This window comes from Roseofilum sp., from assembly GCF_982964205.1.
The window spans coordinates 1-14,881 of sequence record NZ_CEZBFX010000119.1; the positions used below are offsets into that span (position 1 = coordinate 1).

At 43.6% G+C, this 14,881-nt stretch carries 14 protein-coding genes and 2 pseudogenes; 13 read left to right on the forward strand and 3 right to left on the reverse strand.

Going from position 1 to position 14,881, the window contains the following annotated elements:
* Nucleotides 1-190 precede the first annotated feature (190 nt).
* On the reverse strand, nt 191-631 hold the full coding sequence (locus AC3A14_RS20750; protein WP_318733457.1) for a tetratricopeptide repeat protein: 441 nt from the start codon (nt 629-631) through the stop codon (nt 191-193).
* Between the two features lie 66 nt (nt 632-697).
* Here AC3A14_RS20750 and AC3A14_RS20755 point away from each other — a divergent pair, with 66 nt between their 5' ends.
* The 5 genes from AC3A14_RS20755 to AC3A14_RS20775 all read left to right on the forward strand — a co-directional run bounded on the left by AC3A14_RS20755 (nt 698) and on the right by AC3A14_RS20775 (nt 5,443).
* Nucleotides 698-850 carry a hypothetical protein gene (locus tag AC3A14_RS20755; RefSeq protein ID WP_487779139.1) on the forward strand — a complete coding sequence of 51 codons (153 nt, stop codon included), beginning with the start codon at nt 698-700 and terminating at the stop codon, nt 848-850.
* A complete protein-coding gene (locus AC3A14_RS20760; RefSeq protein WP_318733453.1) occupies nt 804-2,282 on the forward strand; it encodes a TldD/PmbA family protein in 1,479 nt (492 codons plus the stop codon). Before AC3A14_RS20755 ends, AC3A14_RS20760 begins: the two co-directional genes overlap by 47 nt.
* A gap of 139 nt (nt 2,283-2,421) precedes the next feature.
* Nucleotides 2,422-3,762: a TldD/PmbA family protein gene (locus AC3A14_RS20765; protein ID WP_318733452.1), complete on the forward strand. Its 1,341-nt coding sequence runs from the start codon at nt 2,422-2,424 to the stop codon at nt 3,760-3,762.
* 222 nt (nt 3,763-3,984) lie between these two features.
* Nucleotides 3,985-4,779 carry an alpha/beta hydrolase gene (locus tag AC3A14_RS20770; protein WP_318733450.1) on the forward strand — a complete coding sequence of 265 codons (795 nt, stop codon included), beginning with the start codon at nt 3,985-3,987 and terminating at the stop codon, nt 4,777-4,779.
* Nucleotides 4,780-4,810: 31 nt separating this feature from the next.
* Nucleotides 4,811-5,443, forward strand: a complete 633-nt coding sequence (locus AC3A14_RS20775) for an alpha/beta hydrolase (RefSeq protein ID WP_318733448.1) — start codon at nt 4,811-4,813, stop codon at nt 5,441-5,443.
* Nucleotides 5,444-5,592: 149 nt separating this feature from the next.
* On the opposite strand, the gene AC3A14_RS20780 is transcribed toward AC3A14_RS20775, so the two are convergent.
* On the reverse strand, nt 5,593-5,961 hold the full coding sequence (locus AC3A14_RS20780; protein ID WP_318702276.1) for a Cif family virulence factor: 369 nt from the start codon (nt 5,959-5,961) through the stop codon (nt 5,593-5,595).
* Nucleotides 5,962-6,277: 316 nt separating this feature from the next.
* Here AC3A14_RS20780 and AC3A14_RS20785 point away from each other — a divergent pair, with 316 nt between their 5' ends.
* The 8 genes and pseudogenes from AC3A14_RS20785 (at nt 6,278) to AC3A14_RS20820 (ending at nt 13,898) form a co-directional block, all read left to right on the forward strand.
* On the forward strand, nt 6,278-7,468 hold the full coding sequence (locus AC3A14_RS20785) for a tetratricopeptide repeat protein (RefSeq protein WP_318733446.1): 1,191 nt from the start codon (nt 6,278-6,280) through the stop codon (nt 7,466-7,468).
* Between the two features lie 108 nt (nt 7,469-7,576).
* Entirely contained in the window at nt 7,577-8,791 is a 1,215-nt protein-coding gene (locus AC3A14_RS20790) for an ABC transporter substrate-binding protein (RefSeq protein WP_318733444.1), read from the forward strand.
* A 14-nt stretch (nt 8,792-8,805) separates the two neighbouring features.
* Nucleotides 8,806-10,848 carry an ATP-binding protein gene (locus tag AC3A14_RS20795; RefSeq protein ID WP_318736613.1) on the forward strand — a complete coding sequence of 681 codons (2,043 nt, stop codon included), beginning with the start codon at nt 8,806-8,808 and terminating at the stop codon, nt 10,846-10,848.
* Nucleotides 10,849-10,943: 95 nt separating this feature from the next.
* Nucleotides 10,944-11,486: a photosystem II reaction center PsbP gene (psbP, locus tag AC3A14_RS20800; protein ID WP_318735349.1), complete on the forward strand. Its 543-nt coding sequence runs from the start codon at nt 10,944-10,946 to the stop codon at nt 11,484-11,486.
* A gap of 249 nt (nt 11,487-11,735) precedes the next feature.
* Nucleotides 11,736-11,840: pseudogene (locus tag AC3A14_RS20805) on the forward strand (RRXRR domain-containing protein); the annotation flags it as partial.
* A gap of 1 nt (nt 11,841) precedes the next feature.
* Nucleotides 11,842-12,012: pseudogene (locus AC3A14_RS20810) on the forward strand (RNA-guided endonuclease IscB); the annotation flags it as partial.
* Nucleotides 12,013-12,111: 99 nt separating this feature from the next.
* Nucleotides 12,112-12,729 carry a Maf family protein gene (locus tag AC3A14_RS20815; protein ID WP_318702285.1) on the forward strand — a complete coding sequence of 206 codons (618 nt, stop codon included), beginning with the start codon at nt 12,112-12,114 and terminating at the stop codon, nt 12,727-12,729.
* A 77-nt stretch (nt 12,730-12,806) separates the two neighbouring features.
* Nucleotides 12,807-13,898 (forward strand): serine/threonine-protein kinase, encoded by a 1,092-nt coding sequence (locus AC3A14_RS20820; RefSeq protein ID WP_318735346.1) that lies wholly within the window; start codon nt 12,807-12,809, stop codon nt 13,896-13,898.
* A 246-nt stretch (nt 13,899-14,144) separates the two neighbouring features.
* Here AC3A14_RS20820 and pirA read toward each other — a convergent pair whose 3' ends face one another.
* Nucleotides 14,145-14,561, reverse strand: a complete 417-nt coding sequence (pirA, locus tag AC3A14_RS20825) for an arginine synthesis PII-interacting regulator PirA (RefSeq protein ID WP_318702287.1) — start codon at nt 14,559-14,561, stop codon at nt 14,145-14,147.
* Between the last annotated feature and the right edge of the window lie 320 nt (nt 14,562-14,881).

A 14,881-nucleotide genomic window follows, 5' to 3' on the forward strand; every position in this document is an offset into this window, starting at 1 on the left:
CAGTATTCCAATGAATCCATTATGATATAAAATCCGAAAAATCAGCAATGATAAGTTATTGCGAACGGAACGCAGTGAAGTGAAGCAATCTGATAATATCGAGAGTCTTGGCGATTGCTTTCCTGCCGTCGCAATGACAATTATTTAAACGGAATCAGGTAGGTTCAATTCCTACACTACCCTCCAAATGCTACCATCCCTTGATGGGAGGTCTAATTCTTTGCTTGACCCAAGTAAAATATTTTGGATCTTCTTGTGCAAAAAGATCCTTACCCTCTCCCATGTATGCTCTAGTCAGTTCATCTAACGCTCTACGAAAATCACCTAGTTCATAGTGTACTTGACCCAATCTCAGATGAATAAATGGATTACCAATGGCATCAGGGCAATACATTGCATCCTGAAGGATTTTAAGTGATTCAGGATAGTTCTTCATCAGAAAATAAGCATCTCCAATTGCTGTTAAGATCCAGGTTGAGGCCACCCACTCCTCTTTGGGATCGGGAATCATTTGTAATGCTTTATAGTATTGTGATAAGGCAAGATCGAATTTTTCTTCATCCGCATATCGATCGCCTGAATCACATAATTCAACGATTTGAGTATAAATTTCTGGTTCTAGTTCTTGCATAAAATTTTCACTCTTAATTTATAAAAGAAGGCGATCGGTAAATTTGATACTCATTAACCCATCATTTTGGAACTGAACTCAATTTTAGCTACAAGACGGCGGCAAGACGAGCGTAAGTGTGACACACTAGAGGATATTATTCTTCAAAAACCCTATCACCACAAGCGACTCTATGACTCTTGTAATTCAAGCGCCGATCGCCAACGACCTATCCGTTAGAACCTATCACGCCACCAAACATCGGTTTGATGAAAGCTGGGAAGTGATGCTATCGAGTCTCCTGGGATGGGGACGCGCAGCAGGTGCAGACTTTATCGAATTCTTCCTGGAGCGGATCAACTATATCAGTTGTATGGGCGAAGAGGATACCATTACCAGTATTTCCCCGCGCTTGTCTACCGGTGCAGGGGTGCGGGTATTTCGCGGCAAAGCAGACTGTTATGTGAGTACCAACGATTTATCCTTTACGGGACTCAAAGCTGCTCTGGAAAAAGGATTACTGATTCTTGGCTTTAATTTGCCCTCTGCCAACTCTTATATTCCCGAAGTAAACCTCGAACCCCTGCGCGATTATGCCAGCACCAAGGGGAAAGAACTGTGGTTAGAGAACTGTAGCTCCATGCAAGAGATGGGAGATATTCTATTACAAGCAAGCGATCGCCTCAACCAAAAAGCCTCCCATATCCAATCTCGCCGCGCTGTCTACTTCCGCGACTGGCAAGAAGTCCTCGTCGCTGCCAGTGATGGTACCTTTGCTCGCGATATTCGCCTCACCCAGTCCGTTGGTTGCAGTCTGCTCTGTGCCGATGGCAGCCATCGCACCTCCATCGGGCAACGGCTCGGTAGTACAAGCCAGCCTAATTTTTTACGAAATTGGGAGAGTGAAAATACGGCTTTTGAATTAGCAGAAGCAGCGGGTAAAATGCTCTATGCCGACTATGTAGAATCGGGAAATTATCCGATTGTAATGGCGAATCAATTTGGTGGCGTAATTTTCCACGAAGCGTGCGGGCACCTCTTAGAAACTACACAAATTGAGCGAAAAACAACTCCCTTTATAGATAAAAAAGGCGAAAAAATTGCCCATGAAAATCTCACGGCTTGGGATGAAGGACGCTCAGAAGGTGAGTTTGGAACCATCGATATGGATGATGAAGGAATGCCGACTCAGAAAACCCTTTTAATTGAAAATGGCATCCTGAAAAACTTTATCTCCGATCGCGCTGGTTCGATGCGGACGGGACATCCTAGAACGGGTAGCGGTCGCCGTCAGTCCTACACCTATGCCGCCGCTTCCCGGATGAGAAATACCTACATTGCTCCAGGAGCCTATTCCTTAGATGACATCTTTGCCTCCATTGATAAAGGCATTTATTGTAAGAAAATGGGCGGCGGAAGTGTCGGCCCAACCGGTGAATTTAACTTTGCCGTTGATGAAGCCTATTTAATTGAAAAAGGAAAGGTTACCAAACCCTTAAAAGGTGCAACCTTAATCGGGGAAGCCAAGGAAATTATGCAGAAAATTTCCATGAGTTCCCAAGATTTAGGCTTGGCGGCTGGATTCTGTGGTTCTGTCAGTGGTAGTGTTTATGTTACCGTTGGCCAGCCTCATATTAAGGTCGATTCTATCACCGTGGGCGGGCGATCGTAGAGCGCGAAGCGCTAGGGAATAGGGAATGGGGAATAGGGAATGGGGAATAGGGAATAGAAAAAAACAGATTTTACCTATTACCCATTACCCATTACCCATTACTCATTACTCATTACTCATTACTCATTACTCATTACCAATGGTACAAACAATCGATTCATTAACCAGCTCTGCAAAAGAGAGTGCCCAAAAACTGGGTATTCAAAAGTTTGATATTTATGGTTCTGCTGTCGAAGAAACCAGCGTGCAAGTCGATAGCGGCGAACCGGATCAGGTGAAAGCATCTCAGCGTTCTAGTATTACCGTCAGGGTATGGAACGAAGAAAATCGCATGGGCATTACCAGCACCACTGAACTCGATTCAGAGGGGCTAGAATTGGCGCTAAAAACGGCCTATGAAGCCAGTTTTTTCGGCATGAAAGAGCATGTGCCTGATTTTAGTCCGGAAGCGACTTCACCCCTGGAAAGTCCAGTAGATAAAGTGCCTCAAGCATCGGTAGACATCTTGATTGAGAAATTAGTGGATGTAGAGAAACAATTACTCGACTCCCATGAGGCGATCGCCGGAGTTCCCTATAATGGATTAGCACAACGGGATGTTGAGCGCTTTTATGTCAACAGTGCCGGGGCTGCTCGTCATGAGGGCGGTTCGTATGCCTCCATTTATCTGTACACCAAAACCGAACAGGAAGGCAAAAAACCGCGCAGCGCCGGTTCAGTCAAATTTGGCAAAGGGTTCGAGAAACTAGATATCGAAGGCTGCTTAAAAGAAGCCACCGAAAAAACCATCAGTCACCTGAATTATCAGAAAGTGAAATCGGGGAAATATTTGGTGGTGTTTTCACCTGTGGCATTTCTAAGTCTGTTGGATTCCTTTACCAATATCTTTAATGCCCAAAATATCTTAGATCGTCAAAGTTTATCCACTCCAGAATCTTTAGGAACACCCATTGCCTCTCCCCTGCTGTCGTTTTGTGATGATGCTTTGCATCCCGAAAATATTGCTAAAACTACATTTGACGGAGAAGGAACGCCGACACGCCGAGTGCCCATTATCACCGAGGGCGTGTTAACCCATTTCTTGCATAGTGCAGGAACGGCTAAACGCATGAATGCTCAACCCACAGGACATGCCAACATTGGCGCAAAAGTCACAGTTGGTCCCCACTATTATCATGTTTTTCCCGGACAAAAGAGCGATTCTACCTTTAGCCTAGATGCAGCCGAAAACGTGATTTTCATCGACGAACTGAATGCTCTCCATGCTGGAGTCCAATCCTTACAAGGGTCATTTTCCCTTCCCTTTGACGGTTGGCTTGTCAATAAAGGGGAGCAGATTTCCATCGATTCTGCCACCGTAGCGGGTGATATTTTAGAAGTGCTAAAATCCATCGTCTATGTGGAACCCGAACCAGAAATTACTCCCGATGGTGTTTGTCCTCGCATCTGGATTGAAGGATTATCCATCACCGGAGAATAGGAGAGTTGATGGATAATTAATTGCATAGGCAGGTTCACTCAATATCGCCTAATTCTCACCAATAACTCTTGTGAACCTGCCCAATCGAAGGGTTATAGCGCTAGGCAATAGGCAATAGGCAATTTTTGCCTAGCGCCCACCGCCATAAGTCTTTAGATCGATTTTATATTCAACCAGGGCAAATCATGCTTATATAGAGTCAAATCTGTTGAGGAGAATGCGATGGATAGAGTTAGCATCAATTCCCTAGGTCGTTTTCGCCAAAGCGCGATCGCCACTCTTTTGGGAACCGCAGCCAGTGCAGCCAGTATCGTCTGTTTCGCTCCCACTGCCCAGGCTGCTGATACGATCATTTTCAAATATAAATCTGAGCAAATCACCCTTGAAGTTCGTGAACTGAGAGACTTTGCCCGCACCGGCGAGATTCCTTCTGACTTACGGCGCTTCTTAGACGATACAGATCAAGTGCCATCGGAAGTCCAAGATGTCCTCAATTTGTCGATTCGGGTTAATCCTAACTTCCTCCGAGACTTGATCGACACCTCCACAGGGGAATTTGTGGTTCTGAAATTAGATGAGGCGATCGCCTCCTCCGCCAGTCGCCAAGACTTAGACGCGGTTAAAAATACTCTCCTAGAAGCGGTAGAAGACGATGGGGAACTCTCCATTATTGGCTTACTCGAACGTTATCCCATCGAAACAATTACCGTAGATCTTACCAATTTAGAGCCGGTTTATTTACAAGCCAAAGCTCTGGTCGAGCGCATTATTCCTGCTTTAGAAGTGGCCAAACGCTTCCTTCAGGATATCGTCTGTGAATGCGAAGAAACCAGTAATCTGCCCACAACTGAAGGAATTTCTGCTTCTGCATCCTCCAGCAATAGCTGCAAACCCAGCACCTATACAGCAGAAGTTACAGAAGAAGGTATCGTCATTAAAGATATTGCCGATGACTCCATTGTGTTAGAGTCAGTCAGCTTTACAAACCTTTCTCGTCTCAGCGCCAGCGTTGAGTAATCTGGTTGATTAGTTTTGAGACTCAATGCTTATGTCTACAGTTATACAGTCCATTCAACAACAGGTTTCTCAGTGGATGGTTCGCGCCTGTCCCCTTGTGTGTGCAGGTGTGGCGAGTCTGTGTTTAGGAAATTCAGCAGCTCTCGGTGCTGAACGGGTCGTGTTAAAGTATGGCCCCGTTTCTCGATCCGTTCCTGTTGAAGATCTAGTTGAGTTTGTGGAAACGGGAGAGGAATCCCCGATTATCGGATTTATTCTGGATGTGTCCAATGCCGATCCAGAGCAGATACGCGAGTTATTAACCTATAACATAGGGGTTAATGTATTATTCGTGGATCGGGTATTTTACTCCTTACCCGGAGAGTATGTACTCTTTGAATTAGGCTTCTTATTTAGTACCCGGTCGGGAAAAGCCAATATTCAAGCCTTGCGCTCTGCAATTACCCTATCTGCCAGTGATGATGGCCAGATTTCTCTGTTAGAGTTCTTGCAGAACTATCCCACGGAAGGCCTCTATGTGGATGGACAGCGAGTGCAACGAGTGGCGAATGATGCGATCGCCTTTGTGGAGCGCATTGGAGTAAGGTTAGAGTTACCGATCGCCATTGTCAAGGATTTTCTCAGTAGCATTGTCTGCGACTGCGAAGAATTCGAGAGTCCCTGAACCATCATTATTCATGATTTAGGCTGTGGGATGAAACACTCGGTTTCTTAAAACAGAAGCCGGGTTTCTGGTAGATTAATTGAGTAATAGAGTCATCCTGTATCCCTATTCCCTATTCCATTCCCTATTCTCTGACTTCTGCAATAAGTCTAATTTTGTGCTTCAAAATCATCTTCTCGCAATTTTGCTGTTCCATCAGCTTGTAAGACCCAAAGTTCCTTATGAATAACACCACTAGCTTTATTCATTTTCCATTGGGAAGTTAATATTGCACTGGTTTCATCAACGATGTCGATTTTGGGTTCGATATATTCCACCTCAGAAAACCCATCTTCAATGAGCTTTTGCCAAAATTGTTGGATTTCTTCGCGACCTGTAAATGTACCAAATGGTCTGGCATACATCACTGCTGTTTCCTCATATTCATTAGCACAGCCTGCTGCCTTCCCTGAATTAAACGATGATTGCCACCGTTTGCTGGCTTCATTGACTATTTTAAGTAGATTTTCTTCCTCCATATCCTATTCCCTCACTTTTAGTTAATTTGCTACCATATAACGGTCAGTTCAATTTTGTATGACTGATTCAGTCTCTTAGTTATCACAGATTTTATTTCCTGTCAAGAATTTTCAGAATCCCTAATCAGGGATACCGAGGTATTGTGTTACTAGACCTCTGGCATAGGTCAGCAGAAAATGAATAGTAATGCAGTAATCATATATTCTTATAATTATTGCCTTGTGCCTTGTGCCTGACTTCTGCAAGAAGTCTCATGACTCCCCTTGACAAGTAAGTTACAGTGTTAACTTGTTCCCCTTAAATGACTCATTACCTATGACATTAAGCTTGTGCATTATTGTTAAAAATGAAGAGCAGAATCTTCCCGCTTGTCTGAAAAGTGTAAAAGATGTGGTCGATCAAATGGTGGTGTTGGATACCGGCTCAATCGATCGCACCGTGGACATCGCCAAGCAATGGGGGGCACAGGTTGAATACTTTGAATGGTGCAATGATTTTGCGATCGCCCGTAATGAGTCCCTCAAATATGCACAGGGAGACTGGATTTTAGTCTTAGATGCCGACGAACACTTGAATCCTAGCGCAATTAACCCCCTAAAACAGGCCATAACCTCTGAAGAGCATTTAGTCATTAACCTCATTCGTCATGAAATTGGAGCGACTCAATCTCCCTATTCTCTGGTTTCTCGTCTGTTTCGCAATCATCCCCAAGTGCAATTTACCCGCCCCTATCATGCGATTGTGGATGATTCCGTCGAAGCACTATTAAAAACAGAACCCCATTGGAAAATTGGAAATTTACCCACGATCGCGATCGATCATTATGGCTATCAACCGAGTATTATTGCCGCTCAAAACAAGGCAGAGCGGGCAAAACTCGCCATGGAAGCCTATTTAAGCGAACACCCGCGAGACCCCTACACTTGCAGCAAATTAGGCGCACTCTACAGCCAAATGGGAGAGGTAAAACGGGGAATTGAAGTATTGAAAAGTGCCCTTTCTCAGGAAACCACCCATTTAGTCCGCTTTGAACTCTATTATCATTTGGCACTAGCCTACACTCGCCTGGAAAATAGTCCCAAAGCCATCAAATATTATCAACAGGCGATCGCCCTAGATATTTTTCCCCCCTTAAAACTGGGTGCTTATAATAACTTGGGAAACTTGCTCCAGGCTCAAGGAAACCTGGGGAATGCCCTATTAATGTACCAGAAAACCGTAGAAATCGATCCCACGTTTGCGAAGGGTTACTTTAACCGAGGGATGGCATTTAAGACTTTAGGAAAACTCGACAGTGCGATCGCTGCCTATCGCAAAGCTATACAGTATAATAGCCAATATGCCCAAGCCTATCAGAACCTGGGGGTTGCCTATCTCAAAGGTGGAAACGTTCCTGAAAGCTTAAAAGCATTTAAAGAAGCGATCGCTCTTTACAAAGGCATCAATCCGAAAGAGGGGGAGAGACTTCAACAAGAACTCGCCACCATGGGATTTACAGACCTGTAATCGTGCAATCCGAAGCATCGGAAATCACTCGGAATCCTTTTTTGCGCGCAATTCTTAATCAGAAGTCATCAAAAATACCTATTCTGGCCATGAGTTGCCCTCACGAACATGTTAGAATTAAAGCCTAATTTGGAGATCAATCGCCGTCAGTTTCTGATATTAACCCGTTTGTTTTCGACATCAATCGGTATATCAATCGCCGTATCGAGTTGCGATCGCCTATTGAATCCCCGAGCCTCCCAACCATCAGACAATCATCTGGTTAACATTGGTTACATTCCCATTACGGACGCGGCTCCATTACTAGCTGCCTACGACAAAGGCTTTTATCGTTCTGAAGGTCTGGAAGTCTCCCCTCCCCAAAAGTATCATTCTTGGGATACTCTCTCTCACGCCTTTATCAACGGCGACGTGAACGTTATTCACTTATTAATGCCCACAACAGTATGGATACGCTATGGTCTCAACATTCCCGGAAAAGTTGTTGCTTGGAACCATACAAATGGTTCGGCGATTACCGTCTTGCCCAACATCGATCGCCCCAGCCAGTTAGGGGGGCAAACCATTGCCATTCCCTCTTGGTATTCTATCCACAATATTGTCCTGCAACTTCTCTTGCGTCAATATGGTTTAGAGCCTATAGTGAAACCGACTCATGTAAACTTGAAACCTAATCAGGTACAGTTGGCAGTCTTCCCTCCTCCAGATATGCTTTTAGCTCTCTCTAAGGGGGATATTTCTGGGTATATTGTGGCAGAACCGTACAACGTGGCGGCGGAGACAACAGGAACTGGCAAAGTGTTACGCCTTACCGGAGATATTTGGAAAGATCATGCCTGCTGTGTAGTCTTTATGCATGAAGATGACATTCGAGATCGCCCTGAATGGACACAAAAAGTGGTTAATGCTATTGTGAAATCACAACAATGGTCTCGGTCAAATCGTTTAGAATTGGCACATCTTCTTTCTCTCGATGGAAGTAAATATATGCCCTATCCTGTATCCGTTCTAGAACGAGTCTTGAGCTCCTACGATAGCGATTACTACACTCGCACAGGAGCGATGATTCATCCGGAGTGGCGATCGCAGCGGATTGATTTTCAACCTTACCCCTTTCCATCGTATACGCGATCGTTGCTCGAGCAGCTTAAACAAATATTGATTCAAGATAACATTTCTTTTCTAGAACAATTGTCTGCTGATTTCGTTGTCGAAGATCTAGTCGATGATTCTTTCGTTAAGCAAGCCTTAAGGAAAGTAGGCGGCCCGCAAGTCTTTGGTCTATCTTTAGATTTATCTCGTACTGAAGAAGTCCATATTTAATATAGCAACCCATAATGGATAGGTTTAGGTTACTGAAAGATTACATTCAGTCAAAATTTAGTGCTATATGGCGAACCATTGCTATTGAGCATTTGCTTCGCTACAGCTTGATTACATTAGTAACCCTCAATTTAGTAATTGTTGGAGTGATTGCCATCGAATTGACTCGACAAACTCAGGAACAACGAATTAGCGAGCTACAAGAAGAACGCTCCCTATCTGTAGCGAATAAAGTCAGAAGTCGATTAGACGATCTACAAAAAGAATTAAGCTATCTACAAAAAATACGCAGTTTAACTGAGATCGATCCAACCATTCAACATCGTCTGTTGGAAGGGTTGACACGGCAAAATGATGCCTATGAAACGATCGCTATTATTAATGAAAAGGGTAATGTATTAACCGCAATTGCACCCTATTCATCGGCAGATCCCATAGATGTTGTACGATCTTCAATCGCCAAGCAGGAAATTACTACGGCAATACAAAAACAAACGCTATATTCTCAGCGCATTACATTTGATGAAGATTTGCAGGTTCCGGTCATGACCTTAGTTCTTCCCTTGCAAAATCTTAATGGACAACCTCAAGGCATTTTAGTGGCAACGATTAATCTCAATTTTCTCGTTTTTATTGTCGCACAAGTCCAGATTGGACAAACGGGTTATGTTTATATCTTGGACGAAGACAATCGAGTGATAGTCAAACAACTGACAGCAGAGGAAGCTTACAAAGAAATGAAGTTAGCTCCTCTCAATAACCCGTCCTTAATTACAACCTTAAATACCCAAATAGCCGGTTCAGTTACTATTTATCAAGGATTTCGTAACCTCCCCGTATTTGGAAGTAGTGCTTTTGTTTATGGTGTGAATTGGCGTGTAATTGTTGAATTACCGACCTCAGAAGTTTATGCTCCCCTTCGTCGTTTAGTTGTCGTTATCTTGCTGGTACTAGTGATAGCCATATTTATTTCTACTTTATTGAGTATTAAAATCGCTCAAATCCTCGTCTCTCCTCTGGAAATATTAACTCAGGCAGCTAATGAAATTAGTAATGGTAGCTTTTGTACTCGATTGACTTTCAAGCAAGACAATGAATGGGGAGTCTTGGCCAATGCATTTAATTCAATGAACGATGAAATACAGTTCTCTTTCCAAAAAATGGAAGTTAAAAATGCAGAACTTTCGGATGCATTATCCAAACTGCAAAATACTCAAATACAACTTGTTCACAATGAAAAAATGTCCAGTCTTGGTCAATTGGTGGCTGGAATTGCCCATGAGATTAATAATCCTATTAATTTTATTTACGGAAATCTGATTCATACAGAGAGTTATGCAGAAAACTTGCTGGATGCCATTGAAACATATGAATCTGTTTATCCAGATCCTGATAGAAAAATTGCAGAAAAACTAGAAGAGATGGATATTGCTTTTATCAAGAAAGATTTTCCTAAACTCCTAAAGTCTATTCAAATGGGGTCTAATCGTGTCCGCGATATTGTTGATTCCCTCCGCAATTTTTCTCGTCTTGATGAAGCGAATATGAAGGAATCTAATATTCATGAAGGAATTGATAATACCCTGGTTATTCTGCAAAACCAGATAAAATATAGTGGCGATCGAAAAGCGATTGAGATTGTCAAGAATTATGAAGATTTACCCTTGATTGAATGTTATCCAGCACAACTCAATCAAGTCTTTATGAATCTCCTGAATAATGCGATTGATGCCCTGGAACCATTCCGTCATTCAGGAGGCGAGCGATCGCCTCAAATTTTTATTTCTACATCCCAGGAAGAACTGGGAAATATTGTGATTCGTATTGCTGATAATGGTTCTGGGATTCCTGATGAGATAAAACAGCGGATTTTTGACCCGTTTTTTACAACCAAACCGATTGGGCAAGGCACAGGATTGGGGTTATCCATTAGCTATCAAATTATTACCCAAACCCATAACGGAACGCTCAAATGCGATTCAAATGTAGGTGAAGGCACAGAATTTAAAATTACTATCCCCGATCGCATCGTACAAGCAGGTGAGAATATGGGCTAGGCCATCAACATGAATAGGGACTACAGCTAAGGATAGAACTTAGAGTTAACGCTATATGATACCCTTATTCCTACAGCGGATTGAGGAATAAGCGGATGTTCAAACGCCTAGCGATCGCCACTCTAATGGCATTAACGTTTATGTTGACCAGTTGTGTTGGAGCCACGAGTGGACTGCAACAGTATGTCAATGCTACCAAAGGATACGAATTTTTATACCCCAATGGTTGGGTTCCCGTGAAAGTCAGTGGGGGGCCGGATGTCATCTTCCATGACCTAGTGGAGAGAACAGAAAATTTATCGGTCATTATTAATCCAGTGGAGGGAGGCCAAGGGTTAAGCGATTTAGGAACACCGACAGAAGTGGGATATGAACTCTCAAAAACGGCGATCGCTCCTGAAAGAACAGGACGCAGTGCAGAATTGGTGAATGCCGGTTCTAAGACTCTTGGCGATAAGCTCTATTACTTATTAGAATACGAAGTCAATATTCCCGATCAACCCATGCGCCATAATCTCACCAGTGTGGCGGTGAGTCGCGGAAAATTGCTCACGTTTAGTCTATCAACGACCGAAAAACGTTGGGAAAAACTCCATACTCTCTTTGAACAAGTCGTTCAATCATTTAACGTTTATTAATCGTCAACAACCCACCACTAACCGCTAACGCGGTATAGCGGTTGCTCTGAAAAGTCCCGTAGTTGACCAGCCTGAGTTCATGCAAGAACTACGTTTCCTAAGCCATCACACCCAAGAATGCGTCGCTAGTTCTTGGCTCTGTGGCTAACAGTTAAACATCGGTAGTTGGGTTAGCGAAGTGCTGTTAGCTTGACAAACTTAGAAAACCTTGGCGAAGCGAACTTTACCCTAGAAATAGGAGATTCACCCATGCGGGTATTTGTATTAGACAAAAACAAAAAATCATTAAACCCAACTCATCCTGCCAGGGCGAGAAAGTTTCTCAACTCAGGACGAGCCAGAGTGTTTAAGCAGTGTGAAAGCGATTGTCACCAAAGGGAAAAAAGTTGGAACTTACGTCGGTCGCGTTGCCGTGCGTTCTACGGGGAGTTTCAATATTTCAACAAAGATTAGCTTGGTTCAGGGCATTTCACACAAATATTGCACATTAATTCATGGAAAAGATGGTTATGCTTACAGATTTTGAAGGGCAGATTTTGGGGGCATCGAACCCCCAAAATCTGCCCTTGTTTCCTCCCACCACCAACCCTCCGGGTATGGTGGGGATCTCCACCGGAGGGGGAAGATGACCATTCCTCCCTTGGTCTTAGCTTCTGCGTCCCCAGCTCGGTTGCGCTTACTCCAACAAGCGGGAATTTTTCCCCAAGTGCATCCGAGCCATTTTGATGAGTCCCAAGTGCAAAGCTCAGACCCAGAAACCTTGGTAAAAACCTTGGCCCAACGCAAGGCAGAAACGATCGCCCCAGCGTATGAAAAGGGCGATCGTTTGCCCCTGATTTTAGGCTGTGATTCTGTCTTAGCCATCAACAATCAAATCTATGGTAAACCCGCGAGTGCAGCCGAAGCGATGACTCGCTGGCAAGAAATGCGCGGTCAACAAGGGTCTTTATATACGGGCTATGGTCTGTTGGATTTACAGCAAAAAAAATCTGTAATTACCGCAGAAGTGACCGCGGTTCACTTTGCTTGGGTGAGCGATCGCGCCTTAAGAGCCTATATTGCCACCAAAGAACCCCTTAACTGTGCCGGAGCATTCGCCATTGAAGGTAAAGGGGGTTTATTTGTCGAGCGAATAGAAGGCTGTCATATGAACGTCATTGGTCTGAGCTTACCTTGCTTGCGATCGATGGTCGATCGATTGGGCTACGACATCACCCAATGGTGGGAACCATCAACCCATTAAACCTGTAATCCTCTAAGCTTGCTACACTAAAAAAAGAACCAGCAATCGACAATACTCGGCAAACGTTGGGAATCAATATGGCGAATGAACAAGCCTCCAATAAATTAGTCCAGTTTCCCAAAACTGTGACCTGGGAAACCGACCTGGCGCGTCTATGTGGAGAAGATGAGTTATTTCGCGATCGCTATCAACTCTATAAACTCCTGGGAAGAGGTGGCTTTGGAGTCACTTTTTTAGCCAAAGATTTAGGTGCAACCCAACAGCCTTGGTGTGTGATCAAACAACTTTGCCCTAAAGTAAAACACCCTAAAGGACTCGAACGGGCCCGTCGTTGCTTTCGCCGAGAAGCTAGAATTCTCAGCCAATTAGGTAACCATCCCCAAATTCCACAAATGTTCGATTATTTTGAGGAAAATGGAGAGTTTTATCTCGTTCAAGAATATATTCAGGGGCGAACTCTTTCCCGTGAGATCCGACATCGAGGGCAATATTCTGAAGCCTTAGTGAAATCTTTTTTGCTGGAAATTTTACCCCTATTGAAGTTTATTCATGAGCAAGGAGTCGTCCATCGCGATATTAAACCCCCTAACATTATTCGCCGACACAGTAGATCGGAATCCTCCCCAGGAGAGTTGGTTTTAATCGATTTTGGAGCAGTCAAAGAGTTAATCCGAGAAACCGAATCGAATCATACAATAACGGCTACTGCTTCTACTGCTTTTGTAGGAACTTTTGGCTTTTCTCCCCCCGAACAGTTAGCCTTACGCCCCACCTACGCCAGCGATCTTTATGCCCTAGGAATTACTTGTGTTTATATGCTAACAGGGAACTTTTCCGCTGATGATGAACTGCCCCATTTTCGTCCTAAACAATGGTGGCGTAATCAAGTAGAAGTTAGCGATCTTTTAGCCGATGTTGTTGATAAAATGTTGGCGGTGGATCTCAAGGAGCGATATAGTTCAGCCCAAGAGGTTCTTACCGCTATTGATCTAGCCCCCCATCTAGAACATTTGAATGAATGTCTCACCCATCAAGCCCAACCCGAAGAACCGGAATCTGAGGAATATGTATCTCCAGCCCAGCGCCGCGCTCAAGAAATTCGAGCGCGTATGGAACGTTTGCAAAAACGGCAAAAGTTGGGGAATCACCATTTCCCCAAGCATTGGTAGCTTAAATTTGGTAAACAATCTGGCATTGGGGTTCTTGTGTAGAAACTTCAATGCTGTTTCTACATCATTTTTATCAATATTGACTGATAAAACTGAAAATCCCCTGGTCGCTTTTACCAGGGGATCTTAGAAGTTAAGATAGAGGCAAGTAATTAAATCTCTTGCATAGGGGTCAGAAAACGAATCGTAATAGACTCATCGTCTATTCTGATGACGATTGCCTATTGCCCGACTTCTGCAAGAAGTCTATTGAAATCCCAATGAGCAAAACCCACCGTTATAGAGTTCGTTGCGTTCGCGTTCCAATTGGGAAACTAGGGTACGATCGCCTTTATCTTGGGCTACTTGCAAACGGTGTTCCAGACTTTTGAGGATATTCTGACAATGGGCAGCAGCCAGTTCAATGGTCAATTCTGATTGAGCGGACTGGAGCTGACGCGTTGGGCGTTGTAAACCGGGATAAGTGGGTTCGTCGCATTGGTGGGTTTTATACTCGATCCCACGGTATCTTAAATCCATCGGCGATTGAGGGATAGGAAGGTGTCTGGGATAGCGATTTACCCGATAGGTACGACCCCGATATTTGGCCATCAAATCTTCTTCTTCTATGTCGATTGGTAGGGGCTTACGGTTGTATTCTATACCGCGATAAAAGAGTTTCATGAGTCTTTCCTTTTCTTAGTTTTGAATGAATCAGAGAATTTTGAAATCGTTTTTTTATTTCTGTATCTATCATGACATTTCAGGATGAAGTTTGGGTGTGATTTAAATTAAGATTAAGTTAAAAATTATAAAGTTAATCTAAAGTCTTTGGAGATGAGTGAAAATCGGGACAACAACAACCAAAAACATAGACTTTTAGAAGTTATCTGTTCTGGCTGTTGTTTATTTTCTACTGCAATCGGAGCTAAGATTCTTTAGCTTCTAAGGCTTCGACCCGACTTTTTAAGGTTTGATTGGTTTTCTTCAACTGCTCGATTTCT